A 16212-nucleotide genomic window follows, 5' to 3' on the forward strand; every position below is an offset into this window, starting at 1 on the left:
TAGCGCATGGGGTCAATCGATAGGTATATCTTCCGCACGACGCTCGCGTCGTTTGCGTTGGTCCTGGTCAGCCTCACGGGCGTGATCTGGATTACGCAGGCGTTGCGCGGCATCGACCTGATGACGAGCCAGGGCCAGACCATCCTGACCTTCCTCGGCATCACCAGCCTCGTCGTGCCCGCGCTGGTCCTGATCATCTCGCCGATCGCGCTGATGATCGCGATCTCGCACACGCTGAACAAGCTCGCGACCGATTCCGAGATCATCGTGATGAATGCCGCCGGCTTCTCGCCGTTCCGGCTGTTCTATCCGTTCTTCTACGCCACCTGCGTGGTGGCGCTGCTGGTCGCCTTCATCGCGGCCTATCTCGCTCCCGATGGCATGCGGCGGATCAAGCAGTGGGACGCCGAGATCACCGCCGACGTGCTCACCAACATCCTGCAGCCCGGCCGCTTCGCCCAGCTCGACAAGAACCTGACGATCCGGATTCGCGAACGCCAGCCCGGCGGCATCCTCGCCGGCATCTTCATCGACGACCGCCGCGATCCGAACGAGCGGGTCTCGATCGTCGCCGAGCACGGCGAAGTCGTGAAGAACGACAACGGATCGTTCCTGGTGCTGGAGACCGGCAATCTCCAGCGCTTCGAGGCCGGCAAGCGCGATCCCGCGCTGGTGGCGTTCGGCCGCTACGGCTTCGACATGTCGAAGTTCTCGGGCCAGGGCCGCGACGTCACCCTCGGCATCCGCGAGCGTTATCTCTGGGAGCTGCTCTCGCCGTCCGAGGACGACCCTGTCTACAAGCAGATTCCCGGCCAGTTCCGCTCGGCCCTGCATGACAGCCTGCTGGCGCCGATCTATCCCTTCGCCTTTGCCGTGCTGACCTTCGCGTTCCTCGGTGCGCCTCGCACCACGCGCCAGAGCCGCAACTTCTCGATCGGCTCATCGATTCTCGCCGTGTTCGGCCTGCGCATGGCCGGCTTTGCCTGCTCGGTGATGGCGGTGAAATCGCCGGGCGCGGTGCTGGTCCAATATGCGATGGTCATCGGTGCCATCGGCCTCGGGCTGGCGATCATCATTGGCGGCCTCGTGGTCGAGCCGCCGCCGCGCCTCATGGAGGCCATCAACAGATCGAACGCGCGCATCGCGCGGCTGTTCCGACGGCCGGCCACCGCATGAGCATGCTCACCAACACACTCGGGCGCTATTTCGCCGGCCGTTTCGTGGTCGCGGCGCTCGGCGTGTTCGCCAGCATTTTCCTGTTGCTGGTGCTGGTCGATTACATCGAGATGGTGCGCAAGACCTCGGGGCTCGCATCCGCCTCCGCCGTGATGGTGGCCGAGACCTCGCTGTTCCGCGTGCCGCAGCTGCTGGAGAAGCTGACGCCGTTCTGCATGCTGATCGGCGCCATGACCTGCTATCTCGCCCTCTCCCGCCGGCTCGAACTCGTGGTCGCGCGCGCCGCCGGCGTCTCCGCATGGCAATTCATCTCGCCGGCGCTCGGCAGCGCGCTGCTGATCGGCGTGATCGCCACCGTCGCCTACAATCCGATGTCGGCCAATCTGCGCGAGCTCTCCAAGCGCATGGAAGCCGAGCTGTTCGGCTCGGCGCCCGGCGGCGGCATTCAGGACGCCTCCGGCTTCTGGCTCAATCAGGTCACCAATGACGGCCAGACCATCATCAACGCGGCGCGCAGCGAGCAGCAGGGCGTCCGGCTCACTGGGCTCACCCTGTTCCGGTTTGACACAGAGCAGCACTTCAAGGAGCGGGTCGAGGCGCGCGAGGCGACGCTCGAGGCCGGCCGTTGGCTGTTCAAGGGCGTCCGCCGCTTCTCGCTGGATTCGCCGCCGGTCGATCAAGCCAGCCTGGAGATTCCGACGACGCTGACCGAGGCGCAGGTCCGCAACAGCTTTTCCACACCTGAGACTGTGTCCTTTTGGCAACTACCGAGCTACATCCGCTCGTCCGAAAGCTCGGGCTTCGCGACAGCCGGATACCGACTCCAGTATCAGAAGCTTCTGGCACAGCCGTTTTTGCTCGCCGCCATGGTGATGCTCGCGGCCTCGGTGTCGTTGCGCTTCTTCCGGATGGGCGGCGTGCAGAAGATGGTTTTGAGTGGCGTGGGTGCAGGCTTTCTGCTCTACGTTCTGTCGAAAGTGACTGAAGATTTGAGCAAGGCTGAGTTGATGCATCCGATCGCTGCGGCGTGGTTGCCCGTGGTGGTGGGCGGCCTCACCGGCTTTTTGGCCTTGCTGTATCAGGAGGACGGATAGTGACGGCCGTCCACCGAGGGCCCGTGTCTCGTTTGACGCGGCGCACATTGGTGCGCGCGAACGGGTGTGGCTTGTCCATTCGCAGGTTCCTGCTTGCTGTCGCCGCCGTGGCATCGCTCGGTGGCGTGGTGGACGTTGCCGCTGTGGCGCCGGCCTCCGCCCAGAGCTTCACCTACAATCCGCTGCCGCCGCGTGCGAAGCCGCCGAAGGCCGTCAACGACAACCAGATGCTGGTTCAGGCGACCGAGGTCGACTACGACTACAACAATTCGCGCGTCTCCGCGGTCGGTAACGTCCAGCTGTTCTACAACGGCACCAGCGTCGAGGCCGACAAGGTCATCTACGACCAGAAGACCAAGCGGCTCCATGCCGAAGGCAACATCCGCATGACGGATGCCGACGGCAAGATCACCTATGCCGAGATCCTGGACCTGTCCGACGACTACCGTGACGGTTTCGTCGATTCGCTGCGCGTCGACACGGCCGACCAGACCCGCATGGCGGCGAGCCGCTCCGATCGCTCCAGCGGCAACTACACGGTGTTCGAGAACGGCGTCTACACGGCCTGCGCGCCGTGCAAGGACGATCCGAAGAAGCCGCCGCTATGGCAGGTCAAGGGTGCGCGCATCATCCACGACCAGCAGGAGAAGATGCTGTATTTCGAGACGGCGCAGCTCGAATTCTTCGGCGTGCCGATCGCCTATATGCCCTATTTCTCGACGCCCGACCCGACCGTGAAGCGTAAGACCGGCTTCCTGATGCCGGGCTTCACGTCGAATACGCCGTTCGGCTACGGCGTCGAGGTTCCGTTCTACTGGGCGATCGCGCCCGACATGGACGCGACCTTCAGCCCGCGCATCACGTCCAAGCAGGGCGTGCTGTTCCAGGCCGAATTCCGCCAGCGCCTGATGGACGGCGCCTATCAGATCCGCGTCTACGGCATCGACCAGCTCGATCGGAGCGCGCTTGCCGGCCAGCCCGGCGACAAGCAATTCCGCGGCGCCGTCGACACCAAGGGTCAGTTCGCGCTGAACGACAAATGGGTCTGGGGTTGGGACGGCGTCCTGATGTCCGACTATTATTTCTTCTCGGACTATCGGTTGTCGCAATATCGCGATCCGCTGGGCTCGTTCCTGTATCTGCCGACGGATGCGCTCTCGCAGCTTTACCTGACCGGCGTGGGCAATCGCAGCTTCTTCGACGCGCGCACGATGTACTGGCTGAGCTACTCGGGCAACCAGAGCCAGGTGCCGGTCGTCTACCCCGTGATCGACTATTCGAACGTGCTGAACTATCCGGTCTTCGGCGGCGAGTTCAGCTACAAGACCAATTTCGTGAACCTGTCGCGTGACACCGCGGTGTTCGATCCGATCACGACGCTCGCCAACACCAACAGCCTGTGCACGACGGCATCGGCCGATCCGCTCGCGCGCACGCCGTCGCAGTGCCTGATGCGCGGCTTCCCGGGCACGTACACCCGCCTGACGGCCGAAGCGCAATGGCGCAAATCCTTCACCGATCCGTTCGGTGAAATCTGGACGCCGTTCGCCATTCTCCGCGCCGATGCGATCAACTCCTCGGTCTCCAACCAGCCGGGCGTGTCGAACTATCTTCCTGTCGGCGACACCCAGGCGTTCCGCCTGATGCCGACCGTTGGCCTCGAATACCGCTACCCCTTCATCAACGTTCAGCCCTGGGGCTCGACCACCATCGAGCCGATCGCGCAGATCATCATTCGGCCGAACGAGACCTATGCCGGCAAGCTCCCGAACGAGGACGCGCAGAGCATGGTGTTCGACGCCTCGAACCTGTTCAGCGTCGACAAGTTCTCCGGTTACGACCGTGTCGAGGGCGGCGGCCGCGCCAATGTCGGCGTGCAGTCCACCATGCAGTTCGACAGGGGCGGCGCCATCAAGACGCTGTTCGGCCAGTCCTACCAGCTGTTCGGCATGAACTCCTTCGCGGTCCAGGACTCCATCAATACGGGCGTGGATTCCGGTCTGCAAAGGCCGCGCTCCGACTATGTGGCGAGCGCCGCCTATTCGCCGAACAGCACCTATACGTTCAGCGTTCGCTCGCGCATGGACGAGCAGACCTGGAACGTCCAGCGCTTCGAGGCGGAAGGCCGCGCCAACTTCAACCGCTGGTCCGTCAGCATGCTGTACGGCAATTACGCGGCGCAGCCGGAACTCGGCTATCTGACACGCCGCGAGGGCATCCTGACGACGGGCTCGATCAAGGTCGCGGCCAATTGGGTGGTGACGGGCTCGGCGCGCTGGGACCTGGAGGCCAACAAGATCAACCAGTATGTGCTCGGTGCCGGCTACGTCGACGATTGTTTTGTGCTCGGCTTGAACTATGTAACAGCGTATAGCTATTCCGCAGGCGCGACGCCGCCCGTGCTGAACCACGCGATCATGTTCCAGATCGGCCTGCGCACGCTGGCGAACACAGCGACGACCAGCAGTTCCGGCGGCGGTCTCCAGTGATTGGTTTGAAGGTGCCGGCCGCGTGTTTCCGATCGCAGGTTCACCGCGGCTGACATGCGAGCGACAAATATGACGATCCCACTGCCTGTCTTCCGCCTCTTCCTCCTCCTCACCGCCCTGCTCCTGGCCGGCACGCCGTCGCGCGCGCAGAACATCGTCGTGATGGTGAACGGCGATCCCATCACCGACTTCGACATTGACCAGCGCTCCAAGCTCGACCAGCTGACGACGCAGAAGACACCGGCCCGTCAGGAGGTCATCAACGAGCTGATCGACGACCGGGTGAAGATGAAGGAAGGCAAGAAATACGGGGTCGATCCCGGCGTCTCCGACATCAACCAGTCCTACGATGGCATGGCGCAGCGCATGCGCATCTCGCCGGACCAGCTCACCAAGTCGCTTGAGGTCAAGGGCGTCCGCCCCGAAACCCTGAAGAGCCGCATGAAGGCCGAGATGGTCTGGACCAGCCTCGTGCGCGGCCGCTTCAAGGAAAAGCTGTTGGTCGGTGAGAAGGACGTCGCGCAGGCCGTGCAGGCCCAGACCGGCGACAAGCTGCAGATCGAGGGCACCGAATACAAGATGCAGCCGATCGTGCTGATCGTGCCACGCGGATCGTCGCCGGCGTTCCTGGAGACGCGGCACAAGGAAGCCGAGCAATATCGCTCGCGCGTCGGAAGCTGCGAAGAAGCCAATTCGTTGTTCCGCTCCACACCGAACGCCACCATCCGCGACATCGTCACCAAGACCACCGCCGAATTGCCCGAGGCGCTACGCAAGGTCCTCGACGACACGCCGATCGGCCACCTCACCGCCCCCGAGACGACCAAGGCGGGCATCGAGATGGTGGTGCTGTGCTCGCGCAAGCCGACCATGATCGACACGCCGAAGAAGCGCGAGGTCCGCGAGAAGATGTATCAGGAGAAGTACGAGAAGACCCAGAAGGCCTATCTCGAGGACCTCCGCAAGGCGGCGATGATCGAGTATCGCAACCGCTGATGGCCCAGCCTGCCAAGCCTCTCGCCCTGACGCTGGGAGAACCTGCCGGCATCGGCCCCGACATCACCATCGCAGCCTGGCTCAAGCGCCGCGAACTGGACCTGCCCGCCTTCTATCTGCTCGGCGACGAGGCGCTGATCGCGCGCCGCGCCAAAGCGCTCGGCGCCGACGTCAGGATCGCTTCGGTGAGCGCCGGCGAGGCCGGGGCCGCCTTCCCCGAGGCCCTGCCCGTGGTCGCGACCGGCGAGCCCGCGAGTGCCGAGCCCGGCAAGCCCGACGCATCGAGCGCGCCGGCCGCGCTCGCCTCGATCCGCCAGGCGGTCACTGATGTCCGCGACGGTCGCGCCGGCGCCGTCGTCACCAATCCGATCGCCAAGAGCGTGCTCTATCGCGCCGGCTTCCGCCATCCCGGCCATACCGAATTCCTCGCCGAGCTCGCCGCGGAAGACGGCCGCGTGCCGCAGCCGGTGATGATGCTGTGGTCGCCGCGGCTCGCCGTGGTGCCCGTGACCATCCACGTCTCCTTGCGCGATGCACTGGCCCAGCTCACCAGCGAGCTGATCGTCTCGAGCGTGCGCATTGTCGCGACCGAACTCAAATCCCACTTCGGCATCGGGAATCCGCGCATTGCGATCTCCGGCCTCAATCCGCACGCGGGCGAGGACGGCTCGCTCGGCCACGAGGAGCAGACCGTGATCGCGCCGGCGATCAAGACGTTGCGCAGCGACGGCATCGAGGCGAAGGGACCGCTCCCCGCCGACACCATGTTCCACGAAGCCGCGCGAAACAGCTACGACTGCGCCGTCTGCATGTACCACGACCAGGCTCTGATCCCGATCAAGACGGTGGCCTTCGAGGACGCGGTCAACGTCACGCTCGGCCTGCCCTTCATCCGCACCTCGCCCGACCACGGCACCGCCTTCGACATCGCCGGGACCGGCAAGGCCAATCCGGCAAGCCTGATCGCCGCGTTGAGGCTTGCGAGCCGGATGGCGGCTGCGAAAACCCGATGAGCGCGATCGACGACCTCCCGCCGCTTCGCGAGGTCATTCGCCAGCACGCTTTGTCGGCCCGCAAATCGCTCGGCCAGAACTTCCTCCTCGACCTTAATCTCACCGCGCGCATCGCGCGTGCGGCGGCTCCGCTCGAGGACTCCACCATCATCGAGATCGGTCCCGGCCCGGGCGGGTTGACGCGCGCCTTGCTCGCGCTCGGCGCCAGACGCGTCATCGCCATCGAGCATGACGAGCGCGCGATCCCTGCCTTGCAGGATATTTCTGCGCGCTATCCCGGCCGTCTCGAGATCGTGCATGGCGACGCCATGACCTTCGACCCGCGCCCGCTGCTGTCGGGCGAACGAGCAAAAATCGTCGCCAACCTGCCCTACAACATCGCGACCCACCTTCTCGTCGGCTGGCTCACCACCGAGCCCTGGCCGCCCTGGTACGACATGATGGTCCTGATGTTCCAGCGCGAGGTCGGCGAGCGCATCGTGGCGCGCGAGGACGAGGAGGCCTTCGGCCGGCTCGGCGTGCTCGCCAACTGGCGCTGCGAGACCAAGATCCTGTTCGACATTGCGCCGTCCGCCTTCGTGCCGCCGCCGAAGGTCACGTCTTCCGTCGTGCGACTGATCCCGCGCGAAAACCCTCTCGCCTGCGATCGCAAGCTGCTCGAACAGGTCGCGGCCGCCGCGTTCGGCCAGCGCCGCAAGATGCTGCGGCAAAGCCTGAAGGCGCTGGGCGCAGATCCCGCGCGGCTCGCCGCAGCTGCCGGCGTCGACGCGACGCGGCGCGCGGAGACCGTTCCGATTTCCGGCTTTGTTGCCATGGCCCGTGAATTGGCCAATATACGCAGCGAAACAGAGAGATAATTTCGGAGGAAGAAATATGGCGTTGATGCGTCGGCAGTCCCTCGTCAAGTTCGATGCGCCGCTGTGCGAGACCATCGTCGACACGCCGAAGCCGCAAGGAGGCGAGGTGCTGGTGCGCATCGAGCGCTGCGGCCTCTGCCACTCCGATCTGCACATCCAGGACGGCTACGCCGATCTCGGCGGCGGCAAGAAGCTCGACACCACGCGCGGCATGACGCTGCCCTTCACGCTCGGCCACGAGATCGCGGGCGTGGTCGACGAAGTCGGCCCCGACGTGTTCGCCGGTCTCGTCGGTAGCAAGAAGGCGGTGTTTCCGTGGATCGGTTGCGGCCAGTGCCGCGACTGCGCCAATGGCGACGAGAACCTCTGCGCCAGGCAGCGCTTTCTCGGCGTCTCCATCGACGGCGGCTTCGCCACCCACGTGCTGGTGCCCGACGCGAAATATCTGCTCGACTACGATCCCCTGCCCGTCAACCAGGCCGCGACACTGATGTGCTCCGGCGTCACCGCCTATGGCGCGCTCAAGCGACTGGTCGATCGTCCGCGCCAGCGCAATCTCCTGCTGATCGGCCTCGGCGGCGTTGGCATGATGGGCCTTTCCTTCGCGGCGGCCATGTTCAAGCAGCCGATCACGGTCGCCGATCTCAGCGGTGCCGCGCGCGAGACCGCGCTGAAGAACGGCGCGGCAGTGGCCTACGATCCGGCCGAGCCCGACGTGATTAAGCGCATCCTCAAGGAAACCGATGGCGGCTTCGACGAGATCGTCGATTTCGCGGGCAACGAGAAGTCCATGGCTTTCGCGGTCGCGGTCGCCGCGCGCGGCGGCAAGATCGTGGTCTCCGGCCTGATGGGCGGCCAGTTCACATTGCCGATGGTGCAATGGGTCTACAAGCGCATGACCATCGAGGGCTTCATGGTCGGCACGCTCACCGAGGCCCACGAGCTGATGGCACTCGCCCGCGCCGGCAAGATCAAGCCGACGCCGATGCGCGAGGAGCCGATGGGCGACGTCCAGACCTGGATCGACGAGCTTCGCGCCGGCAAGGTCGTTGGCCGCATCGTACTCAAGAATTAGCATGCGCGAGAAGCGCGAGGCGGCGGGGTCAGCATCTCGCTGCCGGCTTCAATGATCGCGATTGACCCGAACTTGACGCAAGCCGGCGTTCCAAATTGGGGAACCCGTTCTGTGCGAATTATGGTCCTCGCCAGCTCTCTTATTGGAATTCTGGCAAGACCATGCAGACCATCCGCCGCTTCCTCGCCGACGAGTCCGGCGCCACAGCGATCGAGTACGGCCTGATCGCCGCCGGCATCGCGCTCGCGATCATCGCCGTCGTCAACAATCTCGGCGCGACGCTGAACAAGAAGTTCACCTCGATCAGCAGCTCGCTGAAGTAACGCGGGCACGCGCGCTAATTCACGGCATTCGTCTGTCCCGCGGAACGGCAACGGCCGCGCCGCGTTGGCAGGCATGTCCATTCGCTGCACCGTCGAGAACGCATTCTTCATCGCCTGGAGCTTCCTGGAGCAGAGCGGAGAGCTCGGCTCTCCGGACGAGACGGCGAACGTCCTGCTCGACGCCATTGAGGCCCAGCTCAGGACCGGTGAACGCCGGCAACTGATGCTCGCCAACAGGGCGATCGATGCCTATCGCGCCCACGCGGAAAAAAGCCGGCCCGCGCATGATTGCGAAGCACGCTTCGGGTGACGTACTTCGGGTGATGATCATCCTCGCCGCCCTCGGGCCCGCCGGCCCGGCGGCGTTTGAGATATAGGCCGGCGGTCCGTCGGGCAGAGCGCACGGGCTGCGTCGCTCCGCGACGAGCACGCTACGCCGGTCCGCGCCCCTGCTGTGTGCACTCCTGCACAGAGCTCGTGAAGTTGAAGGGCCCTCGGGTTCGGCCGCGCCATTTGCCTCGCGTACCAAGCGCCTCACCAGCGATTTCCGTAATTCCGCAGACCGGAGGCCAATTTTTCAACGCATGAAAAACGCCTTGTGTGCACTTTGGAACCGTCGGCTCGGTCACGGAAACGTAGGGTTCTGGCCGGTGCCGATTCCCGGCCAGAGCAACACATGTGACCGGTCGGCCCCAGAACGATCTTCTCCAGCGGCTCAGCCGCCCGGATTTCGAACTGCTCGCGCCGCACCTCCAGCTGGTCGAACTCGAGGCGAGCCACATCCTGCATCACGCCGGCGACGAGGTCACGGCGGTGCATTTTCCCTGCCGCTCGACACTCGTGTCGTTCGCCGTGCCGGTCGAGGACGATCGCGAGGTCGAAAGCCTGCTGGTCGGGCGCGAGGGCGCGGTGGGCATTGCCGCCGGCCGCAGCGCCTCGCTGGCCTATTCGCGCATCGTCGTGAAGCTGGGCGGCACCCTGATGCGGCTGCCGCCGCGCGCGCTCGAGCAGGCCCAGCAGAGGTCGGCCACGCTCCAGCAGGTGTTCTCGCGCTACGCCGACTGCCAGTTCGCGCAGCTGCTCCAGACCGCGGCCTGCAATGCCGCGCATTCGATCGAGCAGCGCGCAGCCAAGTGGATCATCTCCGCGCAGGAGCACGTCGGCGGCCCCGAGATCCCCCTCACCCACGAGCAGCTTGCCGGCATGCTCGGCGTCTCCCGCAGCTATGCCAGCCGCGTCATCCAGATGTTCAAGGCGAGGCGGATCCTCGCGACACGCCGTGGCGCCATCCTGATCCTCGACGCGCCGGCGCTCGAAGCCAGAGCCTGCCGTTGCAACGATTGGGTGAAGAAGCATTTCGACGAGATGCTGGGCGCGCGGCAGCTGCCAGCGGCTGACACATTGCGGCCTCACGCGCGCGGTGGCGACTGACGCTTGAGATGCAGATAGGTCGGACTGAAGCCTCCGAGCCGCTGCAGTTCGCGCCATTTCAGCACGATCAGCTCGCTGTCGCGCAAGTCCATGGTCCCGCTCCGCCTGAGGTCGGCGAGCGTCCGGTTCACCGTCGCGATCGCCATGCCCAGCGTCTCGCCGAGCTGCGCCAGGCTGATCGGCAGACGGCAGCGATTGCCGCGAACGAGCTGCGCGGCCCGCGCGCGGTAGAACAGCTCGCAGAACAGGTGTGCCATGCGCGTGTGCATCGGCCGGGCGCTGTTGTTGGTGATGGCCTCGCGAAAGATCGCGGCATCGAGCAGGGTCTCGCGCCAGACCGAGAGCGCGAAGGTCGGCCGCCGACGGAACGCGTTGAGCAATTCGCGATGCGGGATGAAGGCCACCGAGGCGGGCCCGAGGGCGCAGAGGCCATGGTCCATCTGGTCGATGAACAAGCCCTGGGAATCAGGCAGATCGCCGGACAGATGGAACGCGAGATATTGCCGCCGGCCGCTGTCGAGCAGATGGTAGCGCGCGATCATGCCGGAGACGACCAGCGCCGAATGCTCGGGCTCGTCACCCTGACGGATGAAATCCTCGTTCGGCGCGAACTCGCGCTGCACAAAGGTCAGCCCGCGAATTTCGGCGACATCCTCCTGTGCGAGCGCGGTGTGCTCGCCCAGGTTCCGGATCAGCACGTCATGGGCTTTTTCCATGTGTCCCGTTCCATGTGTCCCGCCAAAAATCCTGCCGGTTCGATCAAATGATACATCCGGCCCGTATCCAGCCGACTAGAACGCTGGTCGGAAGCACAGGTTGCTACCGGTTTGCGACGGTACAGGGTCGCAGCCCCACCGTCCCTCGATCGCACACTGCGCCCGCCCTTCGCATGAGCCCCACGACGATCCTGAAGCGCATTCGCCACCTGTTCGCATCGGATTCGGGCGAGCACCTGGACAGTATCAGCCATGCCTTCCTGCAAGGCCGGTTGAGGGAGCCGGCGCAGCCGATGTCGGATCAGGAGCTTGCGCGCGCCATCCGCGAGTTCCAGGCGGTTCCCGTCTCCGATTGGACCATCGCAAAACTCTCCCAACGCCTGCTCGACCCGGCGATGCCGCGTGACGAGTGAAACATTTCCTGCTGTCCATGCCGCACCCGAAGTTCATCGCTCATCTCCAGGCGATTGAAGGCCTCTCAGAAGACGAACGCCGCCAGATCGCTGGCCTGCCGTCCACGCTCCGTCAGGTTTCGGACGGCGAGATCGTGCTGCGCCAGGGTGAAGATGCCTCTCGCTGCGTTTTCGTCGTCAGCGGCTTTCTCTACCAGGCTCGCATCGTCGGCGATCGCAGCCAGATCCTCGCCTTCCACGTTCCGGGCGACATGCCGTGTCTGCACACGCTGCTGGTCTCGCCGATGGATGCGGACCTCGTCGGTCTCGGCCCCACCATCGTCGGCTACGTCGCACACAGCCAACTCAAGCAGCTGCTTGACGGCTCCATTCACCTGACTCGCGCGTTCTGGCGCGAGACGCTGATCGATGCGGCGATCTCGCGACAATGGATCGCGCGCCTCGGCGCACAGGCGGCGCTGCCGAAGGTGGCGCATCTGATCTGCGAGCTCGCCGCAAGGCTGGAGGTCGTGGGCCTCGTCAAGAACCGCCGCTTCCAGATGCCGATGACGCAGCGGCATGTCGCCGACGCCTGCGGATTGTCGATCGTCCACGTCAATCGCACCATCCAGGAGCTGAGAGGCCGCCGATTGATTGCCTGGGAGGGAAGCGAGATCGAGCTGTTGCAACCCGACGAGCTCCGCGCGCTCGCGGATTTCACGCCGGATTATCTGACGTGAGCGAGGCGGGCAACTCGGGGGGACGCGCCGGGGTCTGTACAAACGCCGCACCGCTTTTCGCCGGCGCGTGGGCCTGCTAGACTGATGCCATTGTTTTGGGGAATTTTGATGCGCGCGAGGATTTTCAATCGCGTCCCGGGGCTGGCGACGCTGGTCGCGGCCCTGCTCGTCGTCGCCACGCACCCTGCATCGGCCGAGAAGCGCATCGCGCTCGTGGTCGGCAACTCCGCCTACAAGAACATCACGCCGCTCGACAATCCATCCAAGGACGCGAGCCTGATGGCGGAGACGCTTGGCCTGCTCGGCTTCACGCTGGTCGGAGGCCGCGCCCAGCTCGATCTCGACAAGGGCGCGATGGACCTGGCGGTGCAGAGCTTTGGCCGGCAGGTGCAGGGCGCCGACGTCGCGCTGTTCTATTATGCCGGCCACGGCGTGCAGGTCTCGGGCGCCAACTATCTCGTGCCGGTCGGCGCCAACCCGACGCGCGAGGCCGACGTCGACTTCCAGATGACCGACGTCAACCTCGTGCTGCGCCAGATGCAGGGATCGGGCACGCGCCTCAACCTCGTGATCCTGGACGCCTGCCGCAACAACCCGTTCGGCTCACGCGGCCTGCGCGCCTCCGATGGCGGTCTCGCGCAGATGCGCGCGCCCGAAGGCACGCTGATCTCCTACGCAACGCAACCCGGCAATGTCGCCCAGGACGGAAGCGACGGCCACAGCCCCTATACAAAAGCATTGGCCGCGACGGTCCGGACCGCGGGCCTCGACGTGTTCCAGACCTTCAACCAGGTCGGCCTCGCGGTGAAGCGCGCCACCTCCGGCGCGCAGCAGCCCTGGGTGTCGTCCTCGCCGATCGACGGCACCTTCTATTTCGTACCCCCGACGCAAACCGCCCCGCCGCAGGTCGCAGCGATGCAGCCTGATCCCTTGCCGGCGGATCGGCTGCGAGCCGATCCGGACCGCGTCCCGTTGCGCGATGCCGCCCTGCTGAGCGAACTCAGCGAGCGGCTCTACGAGCTCAATTTCGATCCTGACAGCCCTGATGGAATGACCCGCGCGATCACGAAGCTGCAGCAGCGGATTTCCATGCCCCCGACGGGCGAAGCCACCGAAGGCCTGCTGCTGCGGATGCGCAAGATGGAGGATCTGAAGCCATGGGGCTCGATCGTCTACGGCCCCGACGGCAGCAAATGGGGCATATCCTGGAACCACGCCTCGCGGCGCGCGGCGGTGGCGGATGCGCGCGGCAATTGCGCCGGCGCCAAATGTCCGATCGAGCTGTCCTTCTATGGCAACCGCTGCGGCGCGTTCGCGATCTCCGACAAATCCTGGTCGCTGGTCCAGCGCGACAGCGTGCAGCGCGCGAAGGACGCCGCGCTTGACGAATGCGGCAAGGCTGGCAAAACTTGCCGCATTATCGGTTCCGTCTGTGCCGACGGCTCCGGCCGCTGATACGATTTTTCATTTGGATTTTTGCTCATGCGCAATGCCGTCATCCCCGCGATTGCCCTTGCCTTATTCCTGTCCGTCACCATCGCTCCACCGTCCGCCGTTGCGCAGTCCGGCAGCGCCGGCGGCTCGATCGGCAATGACGAGAAGTCGCTGTCCGGCTCGCGATCGGACCGTTCCGCCGAGCCGGCGCCCTCGGCGCGTCGCAGCAAGCCGGCCGAGGAGCCGCGCAGCTCCTCGCGACGCGGCGGTGGAGGTGGCGGTGGCGGGAGTTTCGACGGCGCCTGGATGGTCGTCAGCGTCGGCTGCGGCGGCACCACCTCCGGCGCGGTCGTGGTCTCCTCAGGCAAGGTCATAGGCCAAGGCGTCACGGGTACCGTCAGCGCGAGCGGCGCGGTCAGCACGTTCGGTCAAGGCGATGGCGTGACCTTCACTGGCTCCGGCCGCCTCGCTGCCCGCAGCGGCTCCGGATCCTTCCGCCGCTCGGACGGCTGCGGCGGAACCTGGACTTCGACCAAGCAATAGCACCGAAAAAGTCTGATTTCGCGGCGGAACGAACGCCGTGCAGGCCCGATTCAGGCCACATCCTCTCCGGATTTGCGGCTCATTGCCACCCAAGTCTTTGACGACAAAGGGAAGGTAACGAGTTGCGTCATGCGTAATCGGGAGACCAGGATGGGCAACCGCACCGCAAAATTCTTATCTGCCCTCGTAGGCAGCATCATTGCCGGCGCGCCACTTGCCGCGGTGTCGCAGAATGCATCGACGCCACCGAGCACGGCAAATGCCGCGAGCGACTGCCTTGGCTCGCCAAAGGGCGCCGCCCCGCAGGGCCAGCATTGGCATTATCGCCTCGAGCGCGGGACCAAGCGGCAGTGCTGGTATCTGCGTGCCGAAGGCGGCAAGGCCACTCAAACCGCACAGGCTGCGCCGGATATGCCTGCAGCGGATTCAGCCGTGCCGCAGCAGCACTCGGTCCAGGACGCGCGCGCCGAATATCTGACGCCGCAGAGCATCGCCACTGTGAAGACGGCTGCACAGGCGGGACCGGCGCCAACGCAACAGGCTGCGAGCCCCTCCGCCGACGTCAACGCTCAGCAGCCCGCCGTCGCCGGGCGCTGGCCCGACGCCTCCACGGCGTCCGCCGCGCCCACAGAGCAGCCGTCGCCTGCGCCTGTCGCGGTCGCCGCGCCGTCCACCGCGAAGCCGGCGAAGTCCTCTGCTCCGATTGTACTGGCCGCGGCAGACAGCACCGCCGACAAGCAGACCGGCTCGCTCCAGATGCTGCTGCTCGTGATCGGCGGCGCGCTGACGCTTGCCGGCATCCTCGCCAGCCTCGTCTACCGCTTCGCCGGTGGACGCATCCGCGTCCAGGCCGCCGACCAGCGCCGCGTCAACTGGGACAATTTTGAGCCGCACGATCACGACGATGGCCGTGCGCCCTGGCTCAACGCGTCGCCGCACGCTCGGCAGCCGCGCCCGGTGGATTTCGATGCCGTGCGTCCGCAGGCAGCCCAGCTCAAGACCGCGCAGCTCGCCGCAATCGATCGCGAGATTGATGTGATCGACAAGCGCGTCCCGCAAGCGCACGAAGATACCGCAGAGCTCGACGACGCGGATATCTTCAACGGAGAATTCCAGATCGAGGCCGCGCCGCGGCTCGCGGCCAACGAGGTCGATGACGAAGAGCCGGCCGATCGCGATGAGGATGCGGGAGTCGAGGACGTGATCGACGTCGACGTGATCACGACGATGCTGGAACGGCTCGCGAAGGACGGGCCGCGGCTGACGCAGCCTAACCTTGAAGCTGACCTTGCAGACCTCGCACGAAGCCCACGAGGCCGGTCTGCCGCTCGCGCTTGAGGCGTTCGGCCTTCAGGATCGACTGCACCTCGGCGAAGGCCTCGTCGACGTCGTGGTTGATGACGATGTAGTCGTATTCGGCCCAGTGGCTCATCTCGTGGCTGGCGCGGCTCATTCGCTTGCGGATCACCTCGTCGGAATCCTGCGCGCGCGAATGCAGCCGCTTCTCGAGATCGGCAGCCGAGGGCGGCAGGATGAACACGCTGACGACGTCGGCGCGTGCTTTCTCTCGGAGCTGCTGCGTGCCCTGCCAGTCGATGTCGAACAGCACGTCCTGCCCGGCTGACAGCGCCGCCTCAACCGGCGCACGCGGCGTGCCGTAACTGTTGTCGAACACGGTCGCCCATTCCAGCAGCTGGTCGGCCTTCACCATCGCGCCGAAGGTGGCCTTGTCGACGAACGAATAATCCCTGCCGTCGACCTCGCCCGGCCGCATCGCCCGCGTGGTCGCCGACACCGACATTCGAAGGCCAGGCATACGGTCGATCAACATGCGCGACAGCGTCGTCTTGCCCGCGCCCGACGGCGAGGACAGCACGAACATCAATCCGCGCCGCTCGACACCATCAGTTCCGTGACCGCCAATCGTCATCGA

17 protein-coding genes are annotated in these 16212 nt (G+C 65.5%); 15 read left to right on the top strand and 2 right to left on the bottom strand.

The window, feature by feature from the left end:
• Nucleotides 1–6 precede the first annotated feature (6 nt).
• From lptF to AC0L20_RS01440, 10 genes are all read left to right on the top strand, one after another.
• The gene (gene lptF / locus AC0L20_RS01395) at nucleotides 7–1176 is read left to right on the top strand and encodes an LPS export ABC transporter permease LptF (RefSeq protein ID WP_027569682.1); all 1170 of its coding nucleotides are present in this window, start codon (nucleotides 7–9) and stop codon (nucleotides 1174–1176) included.
• On the top strand, nucleotides 1173–2270 hold the full coding sequence (lptG, locus tag AC0L20_RS01400; RefSeq protein ID WP_027569681.1) for an LPS export ABC transporter permease LptG: 1098 nt from the start codon (nucleotides 1173–1175) through the stop codon (nucleotides 2268–2270). The genes lptF and lptG overlap by 4 nt, the downstream gene beginning before the upstream one ends.
• Entirely contained in the window at nucleotides 2270–4759 is a 2490-nt protein-coding gene (locus tag AC0L20_RS01405; protein WP_456764651.1) for an LPS-assembly protein LptD, read from the top strand. Before lptG ends, AC0L20_RS01405 begins: the two co-directional genes overlap by 1 nt.
• Before the next feature lie 69 nt (nucleotides 4760–4828).
• Nucleotides 4829–5755: a peptidylprolyl isomerase family protein gene (locus AC0L20_RS01410; RefSeq protein ID WP_456764652.1), complete on the top strand. Its 927-nt coding sequence runs from the start codon at nucleotides 4829–4831 to the stop codon at nucleotides 5753–5755.
• Nucleotides 5755–6768: a 4-hydroxythreonine-4-phosphate dehydrogenase PdxA gene (gene pdxA, locus AC0L20_RS01415; protein ID WP_473287131.1), complete on the top strand. Its 1014-nt coding sequence runs from the start codon at nucleotides 5755–5757 to the stop codon at nucleotides 6766–6768. Before AC0L20_RS01410 ends, pdxA begins: the two co-directional genes overlap by 1 nt.
• Nucleotides 6765–7625 carry a 16S rRNA (adenine(1518)-N(6)/adenine(1519)-N(6))-dimethyltransferase RsmA gene (rsmA, locus tag AC0L20_RS01420; protein ID WP_473287132.1) on the top strand — a complete coding sequence of 287 codons (861 nt, stop codon included), beginning with the start codon at nucleotides 6765–6767 and terminating at the stop codon, nucleotides 7623–7625. The genes pdxA and rsmA overlap by 4 nt, the downstream gene beginning before the upstream one ends.
• 16 nt (nucleotides 7626–7641) lie before the next feature.
• On the top strand, nucleotides 7642–8700 hold the full coding sequence (locus AC0L20_RS01425) for an alcohol dehydrogenase (RefSeq protein ID WP_027569676.1): 1059 nt from the start codon (nucleotides 7642–7644) through the stop codon (nucleotides 8698–8700).
• Nucleotides 8701–8861: 161 nt separating this feature from the next.
• Nucleotides 8862–9023, top strand: coding sequence for a Flp family type IVb pilin (locus AC0L20_RS01430; RefSeq protein ID WP_007609340.1), 162 nt, complete (start codon nucleotides 8862–8864; stop codon nucleotides 9021–9023).
• 73 nt (nucleotides 9024–9096) lie between these two features.
• Nucleotides 9097–9333 carry a hypothetical protein gene (locus AC0L20_RS01435; protein ID WP_007609339.1) on the top strand — a complete coding sequence of 79 codons (237 nt, stop codon included), beginning with the start codon at nucleotides 9097–9099 and terminating at the stop codon, nucleotides 9331–9333.
• A 368-nt stretch (nucleotides 9334–9701) separates the two neighbouring features.
• On the top strand, nucleotides 9702–10454 hold the full coding sequence (locus tag AC0L20_RS01440; protein ID WP_473287133.1) for a Crp/Fnr family transcriptional regulator: 753 nt from the start codon (nucleotides 9702–9704) through the stop codon (nucleotides 10452–10454).
• Here AC0L20_RS01440 and AC0L20_RS01445 read toward each other — a convergent pair.
• Nucleotides 10433–11170, bottom strand: coding sequence for a Crp/Fnr family transcriptional regulator (locus AC0L20_RS01445; protein ID WP_027517529.1), 738 nt, complete (start codon nucleotides 11168–11170; stop codon nucleotides 10433–10435). The genes AC0L20_RS01440 and AC0L20_RS01445 overlap by 22 nt on opposite strands.
• Before the next feature lie 173 nt (nucleotides 11171–11343).
• Between AC0L20_RS01445 and AC0L20_RS01450 the strand changes: the two genes are divergently transcribed.
• The 5 genes from AC0L20_RS01450 to AC0L20_RS01470 all read left to right on the top strand — a co-directional run bounded on the left by AC0L20_RS01450 (nucleotide 11344) and on the right by AC0L20_RS01470 (nucleotide 15617).
• Entirely contained in the window at nucleotides 11344–11583 is a 240-nt protein-coding gene (locus tag AC0L20_RS01450) for a hypothetical protein (RefSeq protein WP_473287134.1), read from the top strand.
• Entirely contained in the window at nucleotides 11580–12302 is a 723-nt protein-coding gene (locus AC0L20_RS01455) for a Crp/Fnr family transcriptional regulator (protein WP_473287135.1), read from the top strand. Before AC0L20_RS01450 ends, AC0L20_RS01455 begins: the two co-directional genes overlap by 4 nt.
• A 108-nt stretch (nucleotides 12303–12410) precedes the next feature.
• The gene (locus tag AC0L20_RS01460) at nucleotides 12411–13757 is read left to right on the top strand and encodes a caspase family protein (protein WP_473287136.1); all 1347 of its coding nucleotides are present in this window, start codon (nucleotides 12411–12413) and stop codon (nucleotides 13755–13757) included.
• Nucleotides 13758–13784: 27 nt separating this feature from the next.
• Nucleotides 13785–14279 (top strand): hypothetical protein, encoded by a 495-nt coding sequence (locus AC0L20_RS01465; RefSeq protein WP_473287137.1) that lies wholly within the window; start codon nucleotides 13785–13787, stop codon nucleotides 14277–14279.
• 150 nt (nucleotides 14280–14429) lie between these two features.
• Nucleotides 14430–15617, top strand: a complete 1188-nt coding sequence (locus AC0L20_RS01470) for a hypothetical protein (RefSeq protein WP_473287138.1) — start codon at nucleotides 14430–14432, stop codon at nucleotides 15615–15617.
• On the opposite strand, the gene gmk is transcribed toward AC0L20_RS01470, so the two are convergent.
• Nucleotides 15550–16209 carry a guanylate kinase gene (gmk, locus tag AC0L20_RS01475; RefSeq protein ID WP_018459113.1) on the bottom strand — a complete coding sequence of 220 codons (660 nt, stop codon included), beginning with the start codon at nucleotides 16207–16209 and terminating at the stop codon, nucleotides 15550–15552. The two genes, AC0L20_RS01470 and gmk, sit on opposite strands and share 68 nt — an antisense overlap.
• Nucleotides 16210–16212: the final 3 nt, after the last annotated feature.

It is taken from the genome of Bradyrhizobium sp. Kon58 (assembly GCF_055807455.1).

Coding starts and splice junctions, on each gene's coding strand:
- lptF (WP_027569682.1), top strand. CDS start 7: ATGGGGTCAATCGATAGGTATATCTTCCGCACGACGCTCGCGTCGTTT.
- lptG (WP_027569681.1), top strand. CDS start 1,173: ATGAGCATGCTCACCAACACACTCGGGCGCTATTTCGCCGGCCGTTTC.
- AC0L20_RS01410 (WP_456764652.1), top strand. CDS start 4,829: ATGACGATCCCACTGCCTGTCTTCCGCCTCTTCCTCCTCCTCACCGCC.
- pdxA (WP_473287131.1), top strand. CDS start 5,755: ATGGCCCAGCCTGCCAAGCCTCTCGCCCTGACGCTGGGAGAACCTGCC.
- rsmA (WP_473287132.1), top strand. CDS start 6,765: ATGAGCGCGATCGACGACCTCCCGCCGCTTCGCGAGGTCATTCGCCAG.
- AC0L20_RS01425 (WP_027569676.1), top strand. CDS start 7,642: ATGGCGTTGATGCGTCGGCAGTCCCTCGTCAAGTTCGATGCGCCGCTG.
- AC0L20_RS01430 (WP_007609340.1), top strand. CDS start 8,862: ATGCAGACCATCCGCCGCTTCCTCGCCGACGAGTCCGGCGCCACAGCG.
- AC0L20_RS01435 (WP_007609339.1), top strand. CDS start 9,097: ATGTCCATTCGCTGCACCGTCGAGAACGCATTCTTCATCGCCTGGAGC.
- AC0L20_RS01445 (WP_027517529.1), bottom strand. CDS start 11,170: ATGGAAAAAGCCCATGACGTGCTGATCCGGAACCTGGGCGAGCACACC.
- AC0L20_RS01450 (WP_473287134.1), top strand. CDS start 11,344: ATGAGCCCCACGACGATCCTGAAGCGCATTCGCCACCTGTTCGCATCG.
- AC0L20_RS01460 (WP_473287136.1), top strand. CDS start 12,411: ATGCGCGCGAGGATTTTCAATCGCGTCCCGGGGCTGGCGACGCTGGTC.
- AC0L20_RS01465 (WP_473287137.1), top strand. CDS start 13,785: ATGCGCAATGCCGTCATCCCCGCGATTGCCCTTGCCTTATTCCTGTCC.
- AC0L20_RS01470 (WP_473287138.1), top strand. CDS start 14,430: ATGGGCAACCGCACCGCAAAATTCTTATCTGCCCTCGTAGGCAGCATC.
- gmk (WP_018459113.1), bottom strand. CDS start 16,209: ATGACGATTGGCGGTCACGGAACTGATGGTGTCGAGCGGCGCGGATTG.